Here is a 21,495-nt window from a genome sequence, read left to right on the forward strand (position 1 = left end):
GCGTGATCAGGCCGCGCTTGGACGGCAGGAATGCGTCTTGTGCATCTTTGCTTCTTTCAACCATTTCCAGCCAAAGGCGTCGTCGCTGTCGCCATTGCGCTGTAACAGATCGAGGCGCGCCAGACCTTCTTCCAGGGTCGGTTGGTGACCCGCCGGGACCCACCACATGACGAAATGCATCTTGCCGAGCACTTCAAACCACTCCTCGCGGCGTTCATAGAACTTCCGATGAATTGTGCCCCATACAAAACGTTCGAGGCTTTCAACGTCTCTCCAGACCGTCATGTTCGACACAAATTGCGGGTCGCCGCCGATCTTGGTTTCGGTATTACCTTTGCCGGGCTCGCCAGACCCCTCCATCATCCAGACGAAGCCAGGCATGCGCTTTCCCAGCCCGTTGATGCGATCGAGATTATCCATGAATTCCTTGACGCGCGGGTCATCCGTCGGCGCCAGCAGGCGGCCAATATTCAACTCGGCGAGATGCATTGTCATATCCAATATCCTTGTTGACCTGATAAATCTGCCTTACTCGGCCGCGGGCCACCCTTCCGGCGGCTCGCTGGCGCTGGCGACTTCGCGATGAAGCTTCCATCCGTCGCCCTCATTTCTAAAAATCAGGAGATAAGCATCACGCAGGACAATTTCATCGCCGGTCTCGGGATCTGCGTAAGTGACTTTGGATGCGCCGCGTTCATACGCCCATTCCTCATTCATAATCACTGTTTCAAAAGGCGTGATGTGGATCTCGGCGCCCATCGGAAAAGGGGCGCCGTTTGCAAGCGCCTGCATGGCTTTCCAGTCGGCTGAGCCGGGCTGCAATAAGACCGCCTCCGGCGAAACCAACGCGCCCAGAGCCGGCATATCGTAATCAGACACAGCTTTTTCAAATTGCGTGCGCAGCGTATCAATTTCAGCCATCGCCGCATCGCGGTCGATGGACGCGCCGGCGCCATCCCCGCTCCCACCGCATGAAGCCAGCAATGGCAACAAAGCAAGAACCGAAACAAGCGTGCGTTTCATCATGACTGTTTTCCCTTAAAAGCATCAAGTTTTCCGTCGAGGGCGGCGCCCATCGCCTGCCCCAACGCCATCAGACCGCTTGCGGGGCGGATCATCACTTCGAACTCGGCGATCAGGCCATCTTCATCGAAGCGGATAAAATCGGCGCCTTTCAATTCCTTGCCGCCTACATGCGCGCTGAATTCAAGCGCGACGCTCATACCGTCATCGCTGGCGAACTGGCGGTGATAAGTGAAATCTTCAAAAACCCCAATCACCGTCGACAGAACAAGCGTCAACGCCTCGCGGCCGATATAAGGCGTATGGGCGACGGGAGACCGGAAAGCCACGTCATCGCGTGCAATCTCACCGACTTTTGAAAGATCACGCGATGCAGCCATTTCATGCCATCGCGCGAACGCGTTTTTACAAACAGGACTGAGGCCGTTTAGCTCGGTTTTAGAATGCGGTTGTGTCACGCTGATCTTCCCTTGTTAAAAACTCCACCAAGAGATTTCATTCGCTCCATCGAAAAACTCGCCGCTACGGATTTTTTCGACAGCGCCGGCTTTTCGATAAACCGCCATGATGCGACGCCCATAATGACCGTTAACGGGAATGCAATCGCAACGATCAACCAGGGCGCGTCGCCGCCGAGCGCCTGCACAAGCGCCTGCTGAATGGGGAACGCCCAGATATAGATGCCATAAGACGGATCGCCGAGGCGGCCTTCAATGTTGACGACGCGCGGCGCCGCCAGGCCTGCCCACAAAATTAGCCATGCAAACCCCGCCGCCGCGGCAATAGCGCCAACCGCCCCAAGCGGCAGCCAGACCCCGCCGATGATCAGCAATAAGGCGGCGAACGGCGACGCGGGGATGATGTCGCGATACATGAAAAAATGCGCGCCCAGAATGAAATAACCCACATTCTCAAGCACGGCCAAATTGCCAAAGGGCGCATAGTCCTCGCTTAAAAAGCCAAAGAGCAATATAGCCGCGCACAGCGCCGACGCTAAAAGCCGGAATTTGAAAACGCCGGCGAGCGCCATAAGCCCGACAGCAACATAGCACCGCAACTCTACTGGCAAGGTCCAGAGCGATCCGTTCACTGCGCTTTCGGGATTGTCTTCAAAGGCGCCCGGTAGATGATAAACTGTATTCCACATCAATATATTATTGGTGAGATATTCACTGAGCTTCTCACCGCGAAAATATTCACTCAATGGCAAGGCAGTGACAGCTGGCCCAAGCACGAGCGCGACGATGAGAACATTGACGATCAACGCCGGGTAAATTCGCAACACCCGCGACAACCAGTAATAAGGCCGCGCCTTGCTGCGGATTGCGCTCTTGGTGACGAGATAGCCGCTGATCACAAAAAAAGCGTTCACCGCAAGCCCGGCGAGCGAAAGCGCGCTGCCGGTGACTTCGCCCAGAAAGGCGGTCACCGGATCAACGGCGCGTGCGCCTGACGATAACGGCCAGCTATGGGAAAACAGAACGGCCGCCGCCGCCACAAGCCGTAAAAGCGTCAGGTTGTTTTCCCTCCGCTCTTCGGATGCAAAGCTTCCCGCCCCGGCAAGGAGCCCAAGGAGGGGAAGCTTCGCAGTCGGCGCGACGTCCAGCCTTCTGTTTCCCGAATAGGGCATTCAATGCTCCGGCTGTGGCTTAGAAAATGCCCTTAGCCGGATTCTCGACCAAATAGCCCTTCGGCGCGACCGGATTGAGCAGCTTCACATGTTCGGCGGAAAGGTTCGGCAATTGCTGCACCAGGTCGAGGAAGCGGCCGCTCTCCGATGAGTCCAGAATATCATCGGTCAGGGTCTTGAACTTCTTGATATATTCGGCCCGGCCAAAGGGACGCGCCCCAAAGGGGTGTGCATTGGCGATGCCGAGCTCATCGACTAGCTCCGACCCATCTTCAAACGTCACGACGACTTTCGCGCCGAATGCTTTTTCGTTGGGATCCTGACTGTGGTAGCGGCGCGTCCATTCCGGATCTTCCGTCGTCGAGATCTTGTGCCAGAGCTTCACCGTGTCCGGGCGCTGGGCGCGTTCGGGCGCATAGGAGCGAACATGGTGCCACTCGCCATCCTGAAGCGCGACGGCAAAGATATACATGATCGAGTGATCGAGCGTTTCGCGCGAGGCGTTCGGGTCCATCTTTTGCGGGTCGCCCGAACCGGTGCCGATCACATAATGCGTATGATGGGACGTGTGCAGAACGATCGACTTCACCTTGTCGAAGCCGCCCCGGTTTTCGATTTCCTTGCCCATACGGAACGCCAGGTCGATCAAGGCCTGTGACTGATATTCCGCTGAGTGCTCTTTCGTATAGGTCTCAAGGATGGCGCGCTTCGCCTCGCCCGCTCCCGGCAGTGGAACATGGTAAGTCGGCTCATAGGGGCTTTCGCCTTTGTCGCGCGCGGTGCGTCCATTGAGAATGAAAGAGATGACGGAATCTTCGCCTTCATAGATCGGCGACGGCGCACCCTCGCCGCGCATGCAACGGTCCACCGCTTCAATGGCGAGCTTGCCCGCATAGGCTGGCGCAAAGGCTTTCCAGGAAGAGATTTCTCCCTTGCGCGACTGACGCGTGGTCACTGTCGTGTGCAAACCTTGCTGCACCGACTGATAGATCACTTCTGTCGGAAGCCCGAGCAGTGTGCCGACGGCCGCAGACGCCGATGGTCCGATATGAGCGATGTGATCGATCTTGTGTTCATGCAGGCAAATCGCTTTGACGAGATTCACCTGAATTTCGTAGCCGGTGGCGATCCCGCGAACGAGCGCTTTGCCGTCTTTCCCGCATTGCTGCGCAACGGCGAGCGTCGGCGGAATGTTGTCGCCCGGATGCGAATAGTCAGCGGCGAGAAACGTGTCGTGATAGTCGAGCTCACGCACGGCTGTACCGTTGGCCCAGGCTGCCCATTCGGCGCAGACAGTGTGTTCCGCCGGCAAGCCGAACAGCGTCGCGCCGCCAGCTCGAAGATGCGTATTGGCCATGGCGCGCGCCGATTTGATCGGGCCGCGATTAAGCGATGCGATAGCGACCGAGGCGTTGTCGATGATGCGGTTGATGATCATGTCTGTCGCCTCGGCGTCGACCTCTACGGGGTCGGCGGCGACGGCGGCGATCTTCCAGGCGAGCTGGTCTTCGCGCTTCAGATTGTCCTTGGAGCGATGGGCGCGGACGTCATGGATTTCCATGCAAAACCTCTTTGATTTGGACTTGGGGCGCGTGGGGTTCGGCGCCCGGAAATGACTGGCCGCTATCTGCGCCGCCTGCGACAAGCTGTCAAAGGATCGAGGGTGTGGAAAACGGCGGCATAACGCCTCTGGAAAACTTTTCCATAAATATCAGCATGTTAATGAAAAACCCGGCGCAGCGGCTACAGACGCATCAAGGCGATCAGGAGCCCGCCGACGCCGCCGAGGATTATCAGACCATAGGCGATCATGGCCGCGGCGCGCCCGCGTGCGGGGGTGAACCATTCATTGCGCCGTTTGCGCACCTGCGCGTCGATCGCAAGGTACAAAAGCGACGCGATCGCCAGATTGAGAATGACGCTGAGCAACACGGTCACGATCAGCTGGTGGTCGGGAAAGTCCAGCGCGATCTCCCTCGCGAAAAACACCCCGATCCATTGATTGAGATAAAGCGGATAGGACACGCCGCCGGCGAAGGCGCCGATCCGGGATTTTTTTCCCGCTCGCGCCAACAGGAGAACCGCCGAAACCGCTGCAAAAGGCGCGATGCGCAAATATTCTTCAGGAAAGCGCGCATAGAGAAAAACGCAAAGGAGAAATACAGCCGCAAACAACGCCGGCGCCATCCCTTTGAGATGCCAGTCGCCAAAACGCCGACGCAGCACCGCAGCAAGAACGCCAAGCGCAATCGATCCGTAAAATGTTTCAAGGACAATTGCGAAGACCGCGAGCGCCGCCCACATCGTCGGCATGCGTCCCCAACGCGCAAACAGGATCATCAATGGCGCAAACAGGTAAAACTGCTCTTCGACACTGAGACTCCAGAAGATAATGCCCGCGCCGCGAAGCGGCAGGTCCGCATTGATCTCTTCAATGCGCGGCGAGATAAACCAGTTATGCGTGAAAGTGACGTCATAGAAAAGATATTCGAACCAGTGCGCGTCGGCCGGCTCGCTCATCAAGCTCATGCCGAACACCAGGGCGACAGCGAAAAAATAAGGCGCCCATATTCGCGCCGCCCTGTTGAAATAAAAACGCGGCAATGCGGACGCATCGCTGTCGAGCAGAATGCCGCCAATGAGCCAGCCGCTCAGCGCAAAGAACACCTGAACGGCGAAGTTTCCGATATTTTCATCGGTCACCGCCCCGGCATGAAAAAGCGCCACCGTCAGCGCCAGCCCAAGGCGAAGCCAGTCAAAAGCCGGAAAATATTCCGGCGCACCCATCCCTATTTTGCTTTGACTCATTCCGGCGCCGCATCGTTTCCGGGACGGTGTTCCGTCACGGTTCTCCAGCGTCGCCGCATCAGAAAAACAAAAGCTTAACCGCCATGGCGATGAGCGCGAGATAAAAGACCTTTTTGATCAGCGCCTCCCCTTTGGTGACCGCCGAATGCGCTCCAAGCCAGCCGCCCACTGCGTAACCGGCGGCAAGCGCCAGCCCCAGCGCCCATTCGATTTTCACCTGGCTCGCAAAAACGGCGAGCGACACGATGGAAAACGAAAGCGCTACAAAAACCTTGTGCATGTTGGTGCGGACAAGATCGAACCCCATCACCCGGTTGAGGATCGGCATCATGAGAAAACCGACGCCGATCTGGATGAAACCGCCCCAAAAGCCTGCGCCAACGAAAAGCACATGACCAAGCACGACGTTCTTGGGTTTCCCGCCGGCCTCCACCGGCTTTTGGCCGGCGCCCGTCATCATGATCGCCATCACGCCAATCATCACGAGAGCGAGGGTCCGCTCAAACCATACGCCATCGAGCTTCACACCCACATTGGCGCCGAAAAAGGCGCCAACCGCTGCGCAGGCGGCAAGCGATGCGCTTAATTTGAAGTCGGAAAAGCCTTTGCGGAAGAATCCGGTCACCGCGGAAATGTTTTGCGCGATGATACCGATGCGGTTGGTGCCGTTGGCGACAGGCCCCGGCATGCCGAGAAACACCATGACCGGCACGGTGAGAATAGACCCGCCGCCCGCCATGACATTGATCCAGCCTGACACGACTCCGGCGGCGAATAAAATTATAGCGGCAATCCAGTCCATCTCCGCTCCCTGTTAAACTGAGCGGAAACGGTCATGCCAAAATTTGCGGTCAACAGATAGTGAGAAAAGGAACGGTCTCCCCCGTCCCGGAAATTCGTCCTCTCGCTAATCAGCCAATTGCACTCTTCCGGTCGTCGCTTTGACGCGCTGGCGGCGGCGGATCAGAGACCGCAGGACGGCGCTTATAGTCGGGATCGGCTTTGCGGGGCCTTCCAAACACGTAAAAAGCCAGCCAGATCACCCCGAAAAGCGTGAGCGCGATCATGAAAAACGGCAATGGCGAACCGATGATGGGCGCGGATATGCCGAGCATGGGCGCCAATGCGGGCGCAATCAGGACGAAAGCGAAGGCGGCGATCATGGCGCCGATCCAGACGACATAGGCCCGCCGGCGGTGTTTCCCCGTTTCGCTGACAGTGTGGGAAGGACTGTTTAGCGTCATTTGAGTCTCCTCAAGGATGCCTCACATGACAAACACGCCGCTCTTGTCATCTGTTCCGAGAAAAACTGAACGAAATTTCGTCACCCGCGTTTATTCAGGATCGCGGAACATCCCCCTAAAGAGAAATCGCAGCATCAGACTTGAAGCAACGCCGAGAAAAACAAGCATGACGGCGAACCCAAGACTGTCTCGCGCGAAAATGAGGGCGCCGACGATGCTTGGCGCCAAAGGCGCAATGAACGCCATGGGATAGCCGAACCGCCCGTCCTTATGCGCATAAACCGCAATGATGAGACCCGTCGCCGCCGCCTGAAAGCCGCCGACTACGTAACTCCAGACCATCACAATTACAGTCAAAAAGATGAACGGACCTACAATCTCACCCCAGCCAGCAGTCTGATGAAAAAGATTTCCATCAGTGATAGCATCGGCGACGCCTATGGCGATCACCGCCGCCACTAAAAACAATCCGCCAATCGGGGGGGCCCAGAAGAAAGTACACCACAAAGATCGCCGCCTTTCGGCCGCTGCTATTCCTGTTTGTAGGAATGACGGCTGCTTCGCCGGAACTTTCGCTAGCGCTCATCTCATCGCCCCCACAATGGCGACGATAAAGGCAAGCTCAACCAGCACGGTGAGCGGCAAGCGCACAGCGAGATACCAGTGCGGCGCGCCCGATCCACGCCGCGTCGCTTTAAGGTCATCAACAAGGAGAAGCGCAATCACAGCCATGATCGCTGCAAATTTCCAGTAGAGCCCGCCAATGGGCGTGAGGATCGGCAAGGCAAGCATGAGCGGCAATCCGGCGCCGAAAAGCGCGCGCAAGCTCGGTCCGCCCTCCTTCATAACCGCAACGCCCCAGCGAACGCCGCCGAAAAAGATGATGAGCGTTGCGCCGTAAAGGGTCATGAAATAAGCGGCCAGCTCCACGCGCTCACCGCCTGCGACAATGACCAGTGCGGCGGCGATCAGCGGCGCTGACGCCAGATAAGCGAGCAGCTGGGCGGCGCCTGTGTCCGGCCCGGCGGCCGCCTTAGAGCGCTTTACATTATTCCTGCGTCCGAAACGGCGTAGTTCGAGAACGTCCGTGTACCCCATGACAGCCTCCTTTGGCATTGTCGGGCTCCGGCGGCGCGTTAGTGCGTCGTCATTGCTTGCCGCATTTTCTTCACGCGAACCGGCGCCCACTTCGCTTGAAAATGCTTAGCGACCAGCCTTTTCTTTCTTTGTGAACGGCGCCAGCAGATCGACCGCGCGCGCGCCTAGTTTCAACAGCGGCGCAAGCCGCGACTTCGGCACCTTGTTCATCTGCTCATACCAGCCGTTCAACAGTCCGATCAGTTCCTGAAGGTCGCTAAGGCGTTGCACGGCGGCCTCGCCAGCATTCGGGTCTTCTTTTGCGTCAGTAAGACAAGCGTCGAGCGCCTGCGCCGCCGGGTCGAGTTCGCGCGCTTTGCGCATGGCGACGATGCGCGAAACCATCTCCCACATGTCGCTTTCCGCCTCGTAATGGTCGCGGCGGTCGCCCGCCATCGGCGCCCGATTCACGAGCTTCCAGGTCAGCAATTCCTTGATGGAGTTGGAGACGTTCGAACGGGCGATCCCGAGCGTGTCGGCGATCTCTTCAGCGTTCAAAGGCCGATCGCTGACCAGCAATAACGCATGGATCTGCGCCACCGAGCGATTGACGCCCCACTGCCCGCCCATATCGCCCCAATGGAGAATAAAGCGCTGGATCGCCGGGCTTGTTTTGAGCCTATTTACAGTAATTTCTGTCATCACAGAAATTTATGAAGAAAACGGGGCAATGTCAAGCAAACAATGAAGATGATGGGGCAATCCCCACTATCTGAAAAAATCGACCCTGGATAACCCCATTTTGACTATGGATTGCTTGCGCCTCCCACGAAACTGTGGTCGGATACCGCAGCGCACAATCATTTTACGTGGGAAGGTTCCCAATGTCAGAGATCGATACCCTTATCTCCCGCGCCCGGGCCGCTGCAGATTTAACCGGCCTTTCCCTCTCCACCGTGAGCCGCAAGCTCTTCAATGACGGCAAGGCCATCGCCCGGCTGGAGGCCGGTGGACAATGCACGTTGAGAACGCTTGAGACCGCGCGGACCCGGCTTTCGGAAATAGAAGCCGGCGCAGCTCCGTCAGCGGCGCCCGCGCCTAGGCTCGCCGCCAATGACGAGGAGCCCTCAAAAACGCCAGCCATACCGTCCGAGACGATGACCCACCTCGACCGGCTCGAAGCGGAATCGATCCACATCATGCGCGAGGTCGCCGCGGAAGCGGAAAACCCTGTGATGCTCTATTCCGTCGGCAAGGATTCAGCGGTGATGCTGCATCTCGCCATGAAAGCGTTCTACCCGTCGAAACCGCCCTTCCCGGTGATGCATGTGGACACCACCTGGAAGTTCAGTGAGATGATCAAATTTCGTGACGAAACCGTTGCGAAGCTCGGTCTCGACCTCATTGTTCACATCAATGAGGAAGGCGTGGAACAGGGCGTCGGCCCGTTCACGCATGGCTCACAGCTTCACACCGATATTATGAAAACACAGGCGCTGAAACAGGCGCTCGACAAATACAAGTTCGATGCGGCGTTTGGCGGCGCGCGGCGCGACGAGGAAAAATCCCGCGCAAAAGAGCGTATCTTTTCTTTCCGCTCGCGCGAACATCGCTGGGATCCGAAAAATCAGCGTCCGGAGCTTTGGAGCCTTTACAACACGCGCATCGCCACTGGCGAATCCATTCGCGTTTTTCCCCTCTCCAACTGGACCGAGCTGGACATCTGGCAATATATCTATCGCGAAAACATCCCCATCGTGCCGCTTTATTTCGCCGCCGAACGTCCGGTCGTGGAGCGCGATGGCGCGCTAATCATGGTCGATGACGAACGCATGCCTCTCGACGGCGCACAACCGAAACTGGAAATGGTTCGGTTCCGCACACTGGGGTGTTACCCGCTCACGGGCGCTGTGCGCTCCAAGGCGACCACCCTGCCGGAAATCATTCAGGAAATGCTGCTTGCAACCACCTCGGAGCGTGAAGGCCGCGTCATCGACCATGACCAGGCGGCAAGCATGGAGAAGAAGAAGCAGGAGGGCTATTTCTAATGTCTGTTTCGACCTTAAAACCCTCCGACAATGTCATCGATTATCTCGCCGCCCATGAACGCAAATCCATGTTGCGTTTCATTACCTGCGGTTCTGTCGATGACGGCAAATCGACCCTGATTGGCCGTCTCCTCTTTGATTCCAAAATGCTTTACGATGACCAGCTTTCGGCGCTTGAAAGTGACACCAAAAAGCACGGCACGCAGGGCGAGAAGATTGATTTCGCGCTTCTCGTTGATGGTCTCGCCGCCGAACGCGAACAGGGCATCACCATCGACGTCGCCTACCGGTTCTTCTCGACCGAAAAGCGTAAATTCATCGTCGCCGACACGCCCGGCCATGAACAGTACACGCGCAACATGGCGACCGGCGCCTCAACCGCCGACCTCGCTGTCATTCTCGTCGATGCGCGCAAGGGCATGCTGACCCAGACGCGACGCCACTCCTACATCGCGTCACTGCTCGGCATCCGCCATATCGTTGTCGCCATCAACAAGATGGACCTCGTCGATTACTCCGAAGCCACTTTCGACAAGATCGAAGCCGATTACCGCGTCTTCGCCAAGGATCTCGGTTTCGAGTCGATTACTTGCATCCCGATGTCGGCGCTCGAAGGCGTCAACATCACGAAGCAAAGCAGCGAAACCTCCTGGTATCAGGGCTGCGCCCTGCTTCCCTATCTTGAAACGGTCAAGGTGCGCGGCGCGCTTGCCGAAAAGCCTTTCCGCCTTCCCGTGCAATGGGTGAACCGTCCCAATCTCGATTTCCGCGGCTTTTCCGGTACGGTGGCGAGCGGGACAATTAACCCGGGCGATGACATTGTCGTCCTGCCCTCCGCCAAACGTTCAAAAGTCAAATCCATCGTCACGATGGATGGCGAGTTGACCGAAGCGCGCCCCGATATGGCGGTGACGCTGACCCTTGAAGATGAAGTCGACATTTCCCGCGGCGACATCATCTGCGCCGGCAAGGCGCCAGCGGAGCAAACGGACCAGTTTGCAGCGCACCTTCTGTGGATGTCGGAAGAAGAACTTTATCCGGGCCGGCAATATCTCCTGAAAACCGCCAACCGCATGGTTCCCGTGACCGTCACGGAGCTGAAGCACAAGGTGAACGTCAATACGCTCGAACATATGTCGGGGAAGACGCTGGAATTGAACGAAGTCGGCTTCTGTAATTTCAACCTGGCGCAATCCATCGCTTTTGACGCCTATAAGGATAACCGTCGCACCGGCGCTTTCATCCTGATCGACCGGCGCACCAACGCGACCATCGGCGCCGGCATGATCGACTTTTCCCTGCGCCGCGCGAAAAACGTCCACTGGCAGGATCTCGACGTCAATAAACGCGCCCGCGCCAGCGCCAAACATCAGCGGCCTTGCGTGTTGTGGTTCACCGGACTTTCCGGCTCCGGCAAATCGACGGTCGCCAATCTCGTCGAAAAACGGCTGCATGATATGGGCCGCCACACCTATACGCTTGACGGCGATAATGTGCGGCACGGCCTTAACAAGGATCTCGGTTTCACCGATGCCGACCGGGTGGAAAACATCCGCCGCGTCGGTGAGTCGGCGCGCCTCATGGCCGACGCCGGTCTTATCGTGCTCGTTTCCTTCATCTCGCCTTTCCAGAGCGAGCGGCGCATGGCGCGCGAACTTCTCGAAGATGGCGAGTTCATTGAGGTCTATATCTCAACGCCGCTGGAAGTTTGCGAACAGCGTGATGTGAAAGGGCTTTACGCCCGCGCGCGCCGCGGCGAGATTAAAAACTTCACCGGCATCGACAGCGACTATGAACCGCCGGAAAAAGCCGAAATCGACCTCAATACAGCGGAAATCGCCGCTGAAGAAGCCGCTAAGCGGATCGTCGCGTATCTGGAAGGCAATGGCTATCTGGCGGGCTAGGCGCAACAGCCTATCCCGAACAAGCCACGGCTCATCAGATAAGGATTGCTCCCCCCTTCCAGCGCTATAACTAAGGATGGATAGCGCTGGAGGCGACATGATCAGGTTTGCTGGAACTTTTTTACTGTCCGTAATCGCGGCCTTGCTCGCGCAGGCTTGCGCGTCAACGCCGCCGAAGCCGGCGCCCGATATCCCGGAACTGACTTCCGTACTCGAAACCGCGCGGCTGGAGGACGGGGCCGTGGGGTTCGCTATGGCGCTCATTGACGATGGTGAGCTTGTCTACGCTCACGGCTTCGGCAACGTCGAACTCGGCGCCGGGGATCAAATCACACCGAATCATATTTTCCACTGGGCTTCCGTATCCAAACCGCTGGTCGCCACAGCGATCATGCAGCTGTCAGAGCGCGGTAAACTCAATCTCGACGGCAAGCTCGCCGACATTCTTTCCGACTACCACATCACTGATCCGCGCCAGCGGGACATTACGATCAGGCAGATTTTACTGCACACGTCCGGCCTTCCCGATGTCGAAAACTATAATTGGGACAAACCGGAGTATGATAGTGAAGCGCTCACGCGCTGGGCCCTGACGGATTCTCCCCGAGAGCTTTTGTTCGATCCGGGAACCGAACGCAAATACTCCAATGTCGGCTATGAAGTCCTTGGCGCGGTTATCGAACGCATTTCCGGCATGTCATTTGAAGATTATATGAGCGCCAATATTTTCGAGCCGCTCGGCATGGACGGCGCCACTTTCTTGTACCCGGATACAGATATTGACCTGCGCACCGTCGGACATGCCGGCGACAAAGGCGAAAAACATAAGATCGAGCATTACCCGTATAATCGCCGCCATGCGCCAAGCTCAACTTTGAATACAAGCGTTACATCACTGGCGAAATATGCGCAGGCCCTGCTTTCCGGCGGCTCCCTTAATGATGCGCATATTCTTGACACGAAAACGCTGAACGACATGTGGGCGCCGCGCTGGGTGATGGACGAAGAAAAAGCGGAATCTGGCGCGATGGGCTGGGTTGTCGAAAACAGGCCTGGTCGCACGCGCATGATCCGCCATTTCGGCTGGGATGACGGTTTCCGCTCTGCACTCCTGCTTTTCCCCGACACAAATCAGGCGCTTTTATTCGTCACGAATGATGAGGACGCGGATCTCAGAGCCTATATTTTTCCGGCGCTGGACGCATTAAAGGCGCGCGCCGACTAGCGCACCAGCATCCAGACGCCCATGACGATCATCATCAGATTTTCGGTGAGCGAGACAAAACCGAGCGGCACATTGGAATTTCCGCCGACGCAGGCGCATTTCAAATCCCGCTTGTCGATGTAAACGGCTTTGAAGACCGAAGCGGCGCCGACAGTCCCGATAAAAATCGCCACTGGCGCCGCCAGCCAGATCATGAACCCGGCGATCATCAATATGCCCGCCAGCGCTTCGGCGAAGGGATAGACATAAGCATAGGGAACGTAGCGCTGCGCCAGGAGATCATAACCGAGAAACTGGTTTGAGAAGCTGCTCAAATCACGCAGTTTCTGCACCGCCAACAGGCACATGGAAAAAGCGATGAACCATTCGAGCGTTCTGAGGCCAATAACGCTCCCGGTCAGCGCAAAATGCGCCCCCGCCGCCATCAGAAACGCCATCGCGAAAATCGCGATCACAGGCGTATAGGTTTTTTTGTCAGGGTCCTCGACGTCGAGCCCGAAATATTTCTTCAGCGCGTCATAACCGCCAATGCGGTCGCCCTTGATAAAGGTCTGGGGCGTCGTCTCCACATTGTGCTCGGCTTTGAATTTGTCCGTGCTTTCGCGCGAGCGCAGGTGAAAATCCTCAACCTTGTAGCCTTTGCGCTCAAGCAGCGCCTTGGACTTGAGGCCAAAGGGACAGACATGATCGGGCGTCACCATGCGGTAAAGTTTGGCGCGTTTCTCGCCGGTGGTGTTTTCGGTGTTCATGCTTGCAGCTTATTCCCTTTGACAAAATTCCCTTGTCTTCAGAAACGCTTCTGCGCGGCCAAAAGTTCCCGGAAGAATCAGGAAAGGCCTGTCTCAGTCCGGATAAAATCCCACAGGTCTTGATGGCCCGAAACGAGGAGCGGCGTTCCAACGGTCACCCTCGGCCGGTAAGGCGCGCCGTCGCTAAGATAGGCCGCCTTGCCGCCGATCTCGCGCACGATCAACACCCCCGCCGCGTGATCCCAAGGGTAGACGCGAGAATAGACCGAGAAATCGCGAATGCCGCGCGCCAGGTTGATATAGGCGTAAGCAGAACAGCGTGCGGGTTCCGATTCAAAGTTTTCTCGAAAACGCGGCAGCCAGTCTTCTTTCCATGGGCCTTGTAACGATCCAACGCCGCGATACCCCGCAAGCCCTGTTTGTTTAGGCGCTGGATGTGACAGCGCCTCGCCGCGCCATGTCGCGCCGTCGCCTTTCGATCCGATAGCGCAACCCTTGTCAGGAATGGCGTAAATCCAGCCCTGACGGATCTCGCCCTTTTCAATGAGCGCGACGATTGTGCCGAATTCTTCGCGGCCGTGAACGAAATTGCGTGTGCCGTCGAGGGGGTCGACGATCCAGAACGCGCGGTCTTCCGTATCGAGGCGCGCCGTCAGAGACGGGTTCGCCGCCGCGCTTTCTTCACCGATAAAATCCGCCGCGGGATAAAGGCCGCATAATGCTTTTTTCAGGCGCGCTTCAGCGGCGTGGTCGGCGGCCGTGACGAAGTCATTGGGGCCTGACTTGGTGTCGATATCGCCTTCGGCGAGCGCGCCGAACCGGGTCAGGATTTCTTCCTCAGCGATTTCGGCGATCAACCCCGCTACTTTTTCCGGATCGACAATCATGCGCGCTGTTCGCTCAACACTTCTACAACAGCGGCGCTCGCCGCCGGAAACTGTTTGAAAAACTGGCCTTCGGTTTTTTTCGAAAGCCTCACCGTGACGATCATGTCATCACCGCTCGGCGTTTCCTCGATGATTTCTGCGCGGTTATGAAGCCAGGCGCGGGCGGCGCCGAAAGGAGACGGCAGGCGGACGGTGATCCGCTCATGCTCCGCCGTCAACGCCTCTTCAACCAGCGCAAGGAGACGATCAACGCCCTCACCCGTCTCCGCGGAGATGGCGGCGCGCACAGGTTCGGCGAGCGTACCGATCCGGCCGGTCTGGCTCAAGCGCGCAATCGCTTCCGCGTCGAGACGGTCATCGCCGTCAAGAAGATCAACCTTGTTGAGCGCCTCAATCACCGGCCGCCCGTCGTCGCCTTTCAGTCCGAGCTCGCCCAGGACCTTGATGACATCCGCGCGCTGGGCGTCGCTGTCCTCATGGGCGATGTCGCGCACATGGATGATGACGTCAGCTTCGAGCACTTCTTCAAGCGTCGCGCGAAACGCCGCGACAAGCTGCGTCGGCAGGTCGGAAATAAAGCCAACCGTGTCGGAAAGAATGAGCCTCACGCCCGATGGCAAATCGATTGCCCGCATGGTCGGATCGAGTGTTGCGAAGAGCAAATTCTCCGCCATAACGCCCGCCCGGGTCAGGCGGTTAAACAGCGTCGATTTACCGGCGTTTGTATAGCCCACCAGCGCGACGACAGGATGGGGCGCGCGTTTTCTTTTCGCCCGCTGCAGTGTCCGTGTGCGGCGCACCTCCTCAAGCTTTTTCTTGAGACGCACAATCTTGTCGTCGAGGGCGCGGCGGTCGCTCTCGATCTGCCGTTCGCCGGGACCGCCAAGAAAACCCGCGCCGCCGCGCTGGCGTTCAAGGTGGGTCCATGACCGCACCAGTCGCGAGCGCTGATATTCGAGATGGGCGAGATCGACCTGCAACCGGCCTTCCGCCGTTTGGGCGCGGTCGCCGAAAATTTCCAGAATCAGCGCCGTGCGGTCGAGCACTTTAACATCCCACTCCTTTTCAAGATTGCGATGCTGAACCGGACTTAAAGCGCCGTCGACAATGACAAGCGCAGGACGCGGGTCATGAGCGTCAAGGCGCGCCCTGATCTCCTCCACCTTGCCGCCGCCAAGCAGCGTCGCCGGGCGTGGCTTCTGCACCGGCGCAATCATCGTGTCGACGACCTGCAAATCGATCGCTGCGGAAAGCCCAACAGCCTCCTCAAGACGCGCTTCCGGCGCACGCAATCCTTCCTCGCCGCGCAAGGCGGGGTGAACGACAATCGCAAAAAGATTCTCAGAAATATTGGGTTCTGACATTACATACGCTTTCAAGCGCCCACAGCGGCAACGCGTGGGCGCGACATAAAGTTTCTACCATGAAAGGCAGGCCGGGTCTTCGGTGAGCGCGGCCTATTCGCCGTCTTCACCATCCCAAAGCATCACGGGCGATTGCGGCATGACCGTCGAGATCGCATGCTTGTAAACAAGCTGGGCATGGCCATCGCGCTTCAAAAGCACGCAGAAATTGTCAAACCAGCTCACGATGCCCTGCAATTTCACACCGTTCACAAGGAAGATCGTGACCGGGATCTTGGTCTTGCGAACATGGTTCAGGAACGTGTCCTGCAAGTTTTGTTTCTTCTCGCTCATTGGTCCCGCTTCTCCGAGTCGGTTCGTGTTTTTATTGCAGCGCAGCATTCATCATGGCGCGGAATAACAGGACTGGCAACAGGTTTACGCGCCCAGTTGTGTCTCATTTCCTGAAATCGGGTGGAAATCCCGGCTTTTCAACCCTTTGCCGCGCGCGCCTTGTAGGCTTCGCGAAGCCGCAGGGCCACCGGGCCGGGCTTTCCGGATCCGATTCGCGCCCCGTCGATGGAGATAATAGGCATCACGAAGGACGTGGCCGAAGTTAAAAACGCCTCCGGCGCGGCCTTGGCCTCTTCGAGGGTGAAAGGCCGCTCAATCACCTTGATCTGAAGCTCTTCGGCGCAGGCGATGGCCGTCTGGCGGGTGATGCCGCCGAGAATCTCATTGGTCTTCGGATGGGTGACGATAGCCCCGGTTTCATCGACCATCCAGGCGTTCGAGGCGGAGCATTCGGTGACAAAACCATCCCTGACGAGGATCGCTTCCGCCGCACCGGCCTTGGTCGCGGCCTCCTTGGCGAGCGCGTTAGGGAGCAATCCCACGGTCTTGATATCGACCCGGCCCCAGCGGATGTCTGGCTGGGAAATGACGGCGATCCCCTGATTGGCTTTCTCGTCTGACTGATCGAAATCGAACCGCCGCGCGGTGATGACCAGGGAGGGCGCCGTTCCCTCGGGCGGGAAAGCGTGGTTGCGGGGTGCGACCCCGCGCGTCACCTGCATATAAACGAGCGCATCCTTGAGGCGATTGCGGCGCACGACCTCGCCCATCACCACTTTAAGAGCGCGCATATCCATGGGCGCAGCCATCTCCAATTCGTTTAAGGAGCGCTGCATCCGGGCGAGATGGCCCCCCATATCCCAGTAGCGGCCATTGACGACGACACAGACCTCGTAAATCCCGTCAGCAAACTGGTATCCTCGATCCTCGATGTGGACCATGGCCGCACTTTGCGGGACGTAACGGCCGTTCACGTAAGCGATGTGAGGCATCAGTTCACCATCTCCAGAACGCACGATTAACCAGCGCCAGCGCCACGGCGCCTTCGAGCCGGCCGAGGATCATGCCGACAATCAGCAGCCAGCGCAGCGGCTCCTCAAAGACGGCGTAACCGTCTGCATGATCTGCGGCAAGAGAGATCAGCGGGCCGGCATTCGCGAGCGCCGCGGTCGCCGCCGCCGCCGCAAGGTCGAAGGGATGGCCGCCGATCGAAAGCGCCATCAAGAGAAACGCCAGCGTCATCGTGAAAACAAGGAAATGAATCCAGACGCCCAGTTCATTCGCGACCCGGCGGCGGCCAAAGACGGCCCCGGGACTGATCAGCCGACGAAGCTCCTCGCGCGCGCGGCGCATGATCACGAGCCAGCGCAAAACCTTGAACCCGCCGGCGGTCGACACCGCAGCGGCGCCGATGATTGCGGTGACAAGACAAGTCAGGAGCGGCGGCGGCTCGCCGATCATGTAGCCGTTGGTCGTCACGAGGGACGCTGCGTTGAAAAGCTGCGGGCCGAGAAGAACGATATCCCCCGCCCCCGCCGTCACCCAGAACAGGACCGCCGCCCAGATAACGATCATCAGATAGGCGCCGGTTTCGATATCACGCAGTTTTTCGCGTTCGCCCTTCATCACGCGCGCGATCAGGATGAAGTTGACGCCGCCCAGAAGCGTGAAAAAGAAAAGCGCCACTTCGACATTGGCGCCATAGCTGACGATGCCGTCATCATGCGGGATGAACCCGCCGGACGCCACGGTGGTCATGGCCATGATTACGGAGTCCAAAGTGGGGGCGCCGGCGATCGCAATCGCAGCGAAGGCGGCAAGGGTGACGATTGCGTAAATGCCGGCGAAGGAGATGACGGCGTTCCGCAGCGGCTTGATATAGGAATTGCGGTCGCCGCGCGAAAAGGGCGGCAACAATGTGTCGATGCCGATAAAGGCGGGGCGAATGAAAATCGCAGCGGCAATGGCGAGCGAGGCGAGCCCGCCAAGCCATTGCAACTCCGCCCGCCAGAGCGCGCCCGCGGGACTCGCGACAGCGCCGTCATGGGAAAGCCAGGCGCCGGTCGTGGTCATCGCCGAGACGGACTCGAAATAAGCGTCGGCGAAAGAAAGCCCCTCCGCCATGATCGGCAGTGATGCAAAGGCGGGAATCAGCGCCCACCAGAGCAGAATGACGGATAGCGCGCCGCGAAAACCGGACGGATAGCGCTTGCCCATAGACGCCACATAAGCGCCGGCGCCGAACAACAGACATGTAGAGACAGCGAAAAGATAGGCGCCGGCGGTTTCTTCCGCGCCAGCCAATGCGAGCAGCAGGGGCGCCAGCATGGCCACAGCGATGATGAATAACAGGGTCGCCGTTGTGCGTAGAATGCTGGTTAGCGCCATGCCGGCCTAGAAATATTCGATGCTGACGCGGAACATCTGCTCCACATCTTTCACATTGTCGCGCATGGACATCAGCACCACCCGGTCGCCAGCGTTAATCACCATCTCGCCGGTAGGCATCTGCACTTCATTGTCGCGATAGACCGCGCCGATCATGACCCCTTCGGGCAGATTGGCTTCCCGCAACGGCTTGCCCACAAGCGGTGAGGTTTCGAGCGCAATGGCGTCTATCAGCTCCGCATCACCATCGGACAGGGAATAGACGCCCTTGATGCGCCCCCGGCGGATATGCTGGAGGATCGTCGAGATCGTGGTTGCCCGCGGATCCACATAGCGATCAACACCGACCGCCTCTGTAATCGGGCCGTAATCCTGATCATTGATCAGGGCCAGAGAGCGGCGCGAGCCCTCACGTTTGGCCACGACCGAGGTCAGAATATTGACCTGATCGTTGTCGGTGACGGAAACGACGGTTTCGGCCTCGGCGACGCCAGCCTCGCGCAGGATGGCGCGGTCGAGACCATCTCCCTGCAACACAATCGTGCGTTCAAGTTCTTCGGCGATTTCCTCGGCGCGCTTTCTATCGCGCTCGATAAGGCGGATTTTCATATTGCCGGTCTTCTCAAGCCCCTTGGCGACAAAGAGGCCGACATTGCCGCCGCCGACAATAATAACACGGCGCGCAACGCGCCCCGCCTCGCCCATGATCTCAAGCGCGCGCGCGACGTCATTGCGGTCAGCAATAAAATAGACGCGATCGCCCGGCTCCAGCATATCGCCGGAATGCGCCCGCCAAAGGCTGTCACGCCGCTTTATACCGACAATGGTGATTTTGAGATCGGGAAACAGCTCCGCCACCTGACGCAGCGGCGTGTTCACGATCGGACAGTCGTCACGCAGCTTCACACCCACCGCCCACACCCGTCCGTCGACAAAGGATTTGGTTTCGAAAGCGCCCGGCGTGATCATGCGCTGGATAATCGCCTCGGAGACTTCACGCTCCGGCGAGATGACGACATCGATGGGAAGGTGATTGCGTGAAAAAATGTCAGAGTAGCTCGGGTCGAGATAACCTTGCGCCCGCACCCGCGCGATTTTCGTCGGCACGTTGAACAGGGAATGGGCGATCTGACACGCCACCATGTTCACTTCGTCGGAGAAGGTGACGGCGATCACCATGTCCGCTTCGCGGGCGCCGGCTTCTTCGAGCGTCTGCGGATAAGCGCCATTGCCGACAATGCCGCGCACGTCGAGCCGCTCGGTGACGGCTCGCACCAGTTCCTTCGACTGGTCGACGACCGTCACTTCATTATTCTCTGCGGAAAGACGCCGCGCGATGCCGACACCAACGCGGCCGGCGCCGCAAACGATCACGCGCATGATCTTTTATTCCTCATATTTCGCCTGACCTTATAAGCCGGATGTCAGGCGCTTTCCACGCGCATTTGCCCGTTGACGCCGAGCGCTTTGAGCTTCCGGTGGAGCGCGGACCGCTCCATGCCGATAAAGGCCGCCGTCCGGGAGATATTGCCGCCGAATCGGTTGATCTGCGCAATCAAATATTCACGCTCAAACCGTTCGCGCGCCTCACGCAGGGGGAGTGTGATGATTTGCTCAAGTCCTTCACCCGCGGGAATCGTCAGCCCTGAATCCATCACTTCCGTCGGCAGATGCTCGCAGGTGATTTCGATCTCCGGATCGCGCCCCATCAGAATAAGGGTCCTTTCGATCACGTTCCGAAGCTGGCGCACATTGCCGGGCCATGCACACGCCTGAAGCGCGGCCATGGCCTCCGCCGACAAGGGCCGCTTTGGCAGACCCGAAGACTTCGCGATGCGATCGACGAAAAAGGCGGTGAGCGCCGGGATGTCTTCCCGCCGCTCATCAAGACCCGGCGCATTGATGGATACGACGTTGAGACGGTGGAAGAGATCTTCGCGGAACTTGCCTTCCGTAGCGAGCCCGAGCAGATCGTTAGAAGTCGTTGAAACGATACGCACGTCAACTTCGACCGCTTTCTGGCCGCCGACACGTTTGAAGCGCTGTTCCACCAGAACGCGCAGGATCTTGCCTTGGGTTTCCAGCGGCATGTCCGAAATCTCATCGAACATGAGCGTGCCGCCATGGGCCTTTTCCATCAGGCCGATCATCTGTGTGTCGCCGTCTTCCCCTTCGATGCCGAACAGTTCCTCCTCCATGCGGTCAGGCGCGATGGAGGCGGCGCTGGCGACGACAAAAGGACGGTTCTGGCGGTTTGACCGGGCGTGCAGCAATCGCGCGATCATTTCCTTGCCAGACCCCGGAGGACCTGAAATCAGAACGCGGGAACGGGCGTCGGCGACACGCTCGATGACGTTGCGCAGGGACGCAACCGCAGCGGAAGACCCGATCAGCCCCCAATCGGGCGCACGCTCGCGCAGCTCGGAAACTTCGCGGGTCAGGCGCGCCGCTTCAAGCGCACGATTAACCGCAAGGATCAGCCGGTCGGCGTTGAACGGCTTTTCAACGAAGTCATAAGCGCCTTTCTTGATGGCCGCCACCGCCGTTTCAATCGTTCCGTGCCCGGAGATAATCACGACAGGAAGATCGGGATGAAGCTTTTTCAGCGCTTCAAGAATTTCGATCCCGTCCATTTCCGAATTCTGAAGCCAGACATCGAGAATGACGAGCGACGGCAGGCGATCGCGCACCGCCGCGAGCGCCGCCGTTGAGTTCGCGGCCATTCGGGGCGCAAAGCCCTCATCCTCAAGGATGCCCGAAATCAACTCGCGAATGTCTTCTTCATCGTCAACGACGAGAACATCAATACTCATAT

The 21,495-nt window shown here is 58.4% G+C and carries 22 protein-coding genes; 3 read left to right on the top strand and 19 right to left on the bottom strand.

Annotation, left to right across the window (positions count from 1 at the left end):
- Positions 1–6: 6 nt before the first annotated feature.
- From ACFC5L_RS16575 to ACFC5L_RS16625, 11 genes are all read right to left on the bottom strand, one after another.
- On the bottom strand, positions 7–495 hold the full coding sequence (locus ACFC5L_RS16575) for a DUF3291 domain-containing protein (RefSeq protein WP_375203807.1): 489 nt from the start codon (positions 493–495) through the stop codon (positions 7–9).
- Positions 496–528: 33 nt separating this feature from the next.
- Positions 529–1,026 carry a YybH family protein gene (locus tag ACFC5L_RS16580; RefSeq protein WP_375203808.1) on the bottom strand — a complete coding sequence of 166 codons (498 nt, stop codon included), beginning with the start codon at positions 1,024–1,026 and terminating at the stop codon, positions 529–531.
- Complete coding sequence (locus tag ACFC5L_RS16585) at positions 1,023–1,481, bottom strand: nuclear transport factor 2 family protein (RefSeq protein WP_375203809.1); 459 nt, start codon at positions 1,479–1,481, stop codon at positions 1,023–1,025. Before ACFC5L_RS16585 ends, ACFC5L_RS16580 begins: the two co-directional genes overlap by 4 nt.
- Positions 1,478–2,653: an acyltransferase family protein gene (locus tag ACFC5L_RS16590; protein ID WP_375203810.1), complete on the bottom strand. Its 1,176-nt coding sequence runs from the start codon at positions 2,651–2,653 to the stop codon at positions 1,478–1,480. The genes ACFC5L_RS16585 and ACFC5L_RS16590 overlap by 4 nt, the downstream gene beginning before the upstream one ends.
- Positions 2,654–2,672: 19 nt before the next feature.
- On the bottom strand, positions 2,673–4,214 hold the full coding sequence (locus tag ACFC5L_RS16595) for an MmgE/PrpD family protein (protein WP_375203811.1): 1,542 nt from the start codon (positions 4,212–4,214) through the stop codon (positions 2,673–2,675).
- Between the two features lie 182 nt (positions 4,215–4,396).
- On the bottom strand, positions 4,397–5,440 hold the full coding sequence (locus tag ACFC5L_RS16600; protein WP_375203812.1) for an acyltransferase family protein: 1,044 nt from the start codon (positions 5,438–5,440) through the stop codon (positions 4,397–4,399).
- 79 nt (positions 5,441–5,519) lie between these two features.
- A complete protein-coding gene (locus ACFC5L_RS16605; RefSeq protein WP_375203813.1) occupies positions 5,520–6,263 on the bottom strand; it encodes a sulfite exporter TauE/SafE family protein in 744 nt (247 codons plus the stop codon).
- 109 nt (positions 6,264–6,372) lie between these two features.
- Positions 6,373–6,705 carry a hypothetical protein gene (locus ACFC5L_RS16610; protein WP_375203814.1) on the bottom strand — a complete coding sequence of 111 codons (333 nt, stop codon included), beginning with the start codon at positions 6,703–6,705 and terminating at the stop codon, positions 6,373–6,375.
- A 90-nt stretch (positions 6,706–6,795) separates the two neighbouring features.
- The gene (locus ACFC5L_RS16615) at positions 6,796–7,164 is read right to left on the bottom strand and encodes a hypothetical protein (protein WP_375203815.1); all 369 of its coding nucleotides are present in this window, start codon (positions 7,162–7,164) and stop codon (positions 6,796–6,798) included.
- 123 nt (positions 7,165–7,287) lie between these two features.
- A complete protein-coding gene (locus tag ACFC5L_RS16620) occupies positions 7,288–7,803 on the bottom strand; it encodes a DUF3429 domain-containing protein (protein WP_375203816.1) in 516 nt (171 codons plus the stop codon).
- Positions 7,804–7,908: 105 nt separating this feature from the next.
- Positions 7,909–8,484: a GbsR/MarR family transcriptional regulator gene (locus ACFC5L_RS16625; protein ID WP_375203817.1), complete on the bottom strand. Its 576-nt coding sequence runs from the start codon at positions 8,482–8,484 to the stop codon at positions 7,909–7,911.
- A gap of 440 nt (positions 8,485–8,924) precedes the next feature.
- Between ACFC5L_RS16625 and cysD the strand changes: the two genes are divergently transcribed.
- The 3 genes from cysD to ACFC5L_RS16640 all read left to right on the top strand — a co-directional run bounded on the left by cysD (position 8,925) and on the right by ACFC5L_RS16640 (position 12,959).
- Complete coding sequence (gene cysD, locus ACFC5L_RS16630) at positions 8,925–9,830, top strand: sulfate adenylyltransferase subunit CysD (protein WP_375204070.1); 906 nt, start codon at positions 8,925–8,927, stop codon at positions 9,828–9,830.
- The gene (gene cysN / locus ACFC5L_RS16635; protein WP_375203818.1) at positions 9,830–11,734 is read left to right on the top strand and encodes a sulfate adenylyltransferase subunit CysN; all 1,905 of its coding nucleotides are present in this window, start codon (positions 9,830–9,832) and stop codon (positions 11,732–11,734) included. The genes cysD and cysN overlap by 1 nt, the downstream gene beginning before the upstream one ends.
- Positions 11,735–11,831: 97 nt before the next feature.
- Positions 11,832–12,959 (top strand): serine hydrolase domain-containing protein, encoded by a 1,128-nt coding sequence (locus ACFC5L_RS16640; RefSeq protein ID WP_375203819.1) that lies wholly within the window; start codon positions 11,832–11,834, stop codon positions 12,957–12,959.
- Here ACFC5L_RS16640 and ACFC5L_RS16645 read toward each other — a convergent pair.
- From ACFC5L_RS16645 to ntrX, 8 genes are all read right to left on the bottom strand, one after another.
- Positions 12,956–13,708 (bottom strand): MauE/DoxX family redox-associated membrane protein, encoded by a 753-nt coding sequence (locus tag ACFC5L_RS16645; RefSeq protein WP_375203820.1) that lies wholly within the window; start codon positions 13,706–13,708, stop codon positions 12,956–12,958. The genes ACFC5L_RS16640 and ACFC5L_RS16645 overlap by 4 nt on opposite strands.
- Positions 13,709–13,785: 77 nt before the next feature.
- Complete coding sequence (locus ACFC5L_RS16650; protein ID WP_375203821.1) at positions 13,786–14,595, bottom strand: inositol monophosphatase family protein; 810 nt, start codon at positions 14,593–14,595, stop codon at positions 13,786–13,788.
- On the bottom strand, positions 14,592–15,959 hold the full coding sequence (gene hflX, locus ACFC5L_RS16655) for a GTPase HflX (RefSeq protein ID WP_375203822.1): 1,368 nt from the start codon (positions 15,957–15,959) through the stop codon (positions 14,592–14,594). Before hflX ends, ACFC5L_RS16650 begins: the two co-directional genes overlap by 4 nt.
- 93 nt (positions 15,960–16,052) lie before the next feature.
- On the bottom strand, positions 16,053–16,292 hold the full coding sequence (hfq, locus tag ACFC5L_RS16660; RefSeq protein WP_375203823.1) for an RNA chaperone Hfq: 240 nt from the start codon (positions 16,290–16,292) through the stop codon (positions 16,053–16,055).
- A gap of 137 nt (positions 16,293–16,429) precedes the next feature.
- Positions 16,430–17,284: a D-amino-acid transaminase gene (locus ACFC5L_RS16665; protein WP_375203824.1), complete on the bottom strand. Its 855-nt coding sequence runs from the start codon at positions 17,282–17,284 to the stop codon at positions 16,430–16,432.
- A 4-nt stretch (positions 17,285–17,288) separates the two neighbouring features.
- On the bottom strand, positions 17,289–18,680 hold the full coding sequence (locus ACFC5L_RS16670; protein ID WP_375203825.1) for a potassium transporter TrkG: 1,392 nt from the start codon (positions 18,678–18,680) through the stop codon (positions 17,289–17,291).
- Positions 18,681–18,686: 6 nt separating this feature from the next.
- Positions 18,687–20,060: a Trk system potassium transporter TrkA gene (gene trkA / locus ACFC5L_RS16675; RefSeq protein ID WP_375203826.1), complete on the bottom strand. Its 1,374-nt coding sequence runs from the start codon at positions 20,058–20,060 to the stop codon at positions 18,687–18,689.
- A gap of 44 nt (positions 20,061–20,104) precedes the next feature.
- Entirely contained in the window at positions 20,105–21,493 is a 1,389-nt protein-coding gene (ntrX, locus tag ACFC5L_RS16680) for a nitrogen assimilation response regulator NtrX (RefSeq protein ID WP_375203827.1), read from the bottom strand.
- Positions 21,494–21,495: the final 2 nt, after the last annotated feature.

This window comes from Hyphococcus sp. (genome assembly GCF_041986965.1).
Lineage (GTDB): Bacteria > Pseudomonadota > Alphaproteobacteria > Caulobacterales > Parvularculaceae > Hyphococcus.

What these genes read in the sequence shown, in the direction of transcription:
- cysN (WP_375203818.1), top strand. Translation starts at nt 9,830, where the DNA reads ATGTCTGTTTCGACCTTAAAACCCTCCGACAATGTCATCGATTATCTC.
- ACFC5L_RS16620 (WP_375203816.1), bottom strand. Translation starts at nt 7,803, where the DNA reads ATGGGGTACACGGACGTTCTCGAACTACGCCGTTTCGGACGCAGGAAT.
- hfq (WP_375203823.1), bottom strand. Translation starts at nt 16,292, where the DNA reads ATGAGCGAGAAGAAACAAAACTTGCAGGACACGTTCCTGAACCATGTT.
- ACFC5L_RS16640 (WP_375203819.1), top strand. Translation starts at nt 11,832, where the DNA reads ATGATCAGGTTTGCTGGAACTTTTTTACTGTCCGTAATCGCGGCCTTG.
- ACFC5L_RS16590 (WP_375203810.1), bottom strand. Translation starts at nt 2,653, where the DNA reads ATGCCCTATTCGGGAAACAGAAGGCTGGACGTCGCGCCGACTGCGAAG.
- trkA (WP_375203826.1), bottom strand. Translation starts at nt 20,060, where the DNA reads ATGCGCGTGATCGTTTGCGGCGCCGGCCGCGTTGGTGTCGGCATCGCG.
- ACFC5L_RS16580 (WP_375203808.1), bottom strand. Translation starts at nt 1,026, where the DNA reads ATGATGAAACGCACGCTTGTTTCGGTTCTTGCTTTGTTGCCATTGCTG.
- hflX (WP_375203822.1), bottom strand. Translation starts at nt 15,959, where the DNA reads ATGTCAGAACCCAATATTTCTGAGAATCTTTTTGCGATTGTCGTTCAC.
- ntrX (WP_375203827.1), bottom strand. Translation starts at nt 21,493, where the DNA reads ATGAGTATTGATGTTCTCGTCGTTGACGATGAAGAAGACATTCGCGAG.
- ACFC5L_RS16600 (WP_375203812.1), bottom strand. Translation starts at nt 5,440, where the DNA reads ATGGGTGCGCCGGAATATTTTCCGGCTTTTGACTGGCTTCGCCTTGGG.
- ACFC5L_RS16595 (WP_375203811.1), bottom strand. Translation starts at nt 4,214, where the DNA reads ATGGAAATCCATGACGTCCGCGCCCATCGCTCCAAGGACAATCTGAAG.
- ACFC5L_RS16605 (WP_375203813.1), bottom strand. Translation starts at nt 6,263, where the DNA reads ATGGACTGGATTGCCGCTATAATTTTATTCGCCGCCGGAGTCGTGTCA.
- ACFC5L_RS16645 (WP_375203820.1), bottom strand. Translation starts at nt 13,708, where the DNA reads ATGAACACCGAAAACACCACCGGCGAGAAACGCGCCAAACTTTACCGC.
- ACFC5L_RS16625 (WP_375203817.1), bottom strand. Translation starts at nt 8,484, where the DNA reads ATGACAGAAATTACTGTAAATAGGCTCAAAACAAGCCCGGCGATCCAG.
- ACFC5L_RS16650 (WP_375203821.1), bottom strand. Translation starts at nt 14,595, where the DNA reads ATGATTGTCGATCCGGAAAAAGTAGCGGGGTTGATCGCCGAAATCGCT.
- ACFC5L_RS16575 (WP_375203807.1), bottom strand. Translation starts at nt 495, where the DNA reads ATGACAATGCATCTCGCCGAGTTGAATATTGGCCGCCTGCTGGCGCCG.
- ACFC5L_RS16610 (WP_375203814.1), bottom strand. Translation starts at nt 6,705, where the DNA reads ATGACGCTAAACAGTCCTTCCCACACTGTCAGCGAAACGGGGAAACAC.
- ACFC5L_RS16670 (WP_375203825.1), bottom strand. Translation starts at nt 18,680, where the DNA reads ATGGCGCTAACCAGCATTCTACGCACAACGGCGACCCTGTTATTCATC.
- ACFC5L_RS16665 (WP_375203824.1), bottom strand. Translation starts at nt 17,284, where the DNA reads ATGCCTCACATCGCTTACGTGAACGGCCGTTACGTCCCGCAAAGTGCG.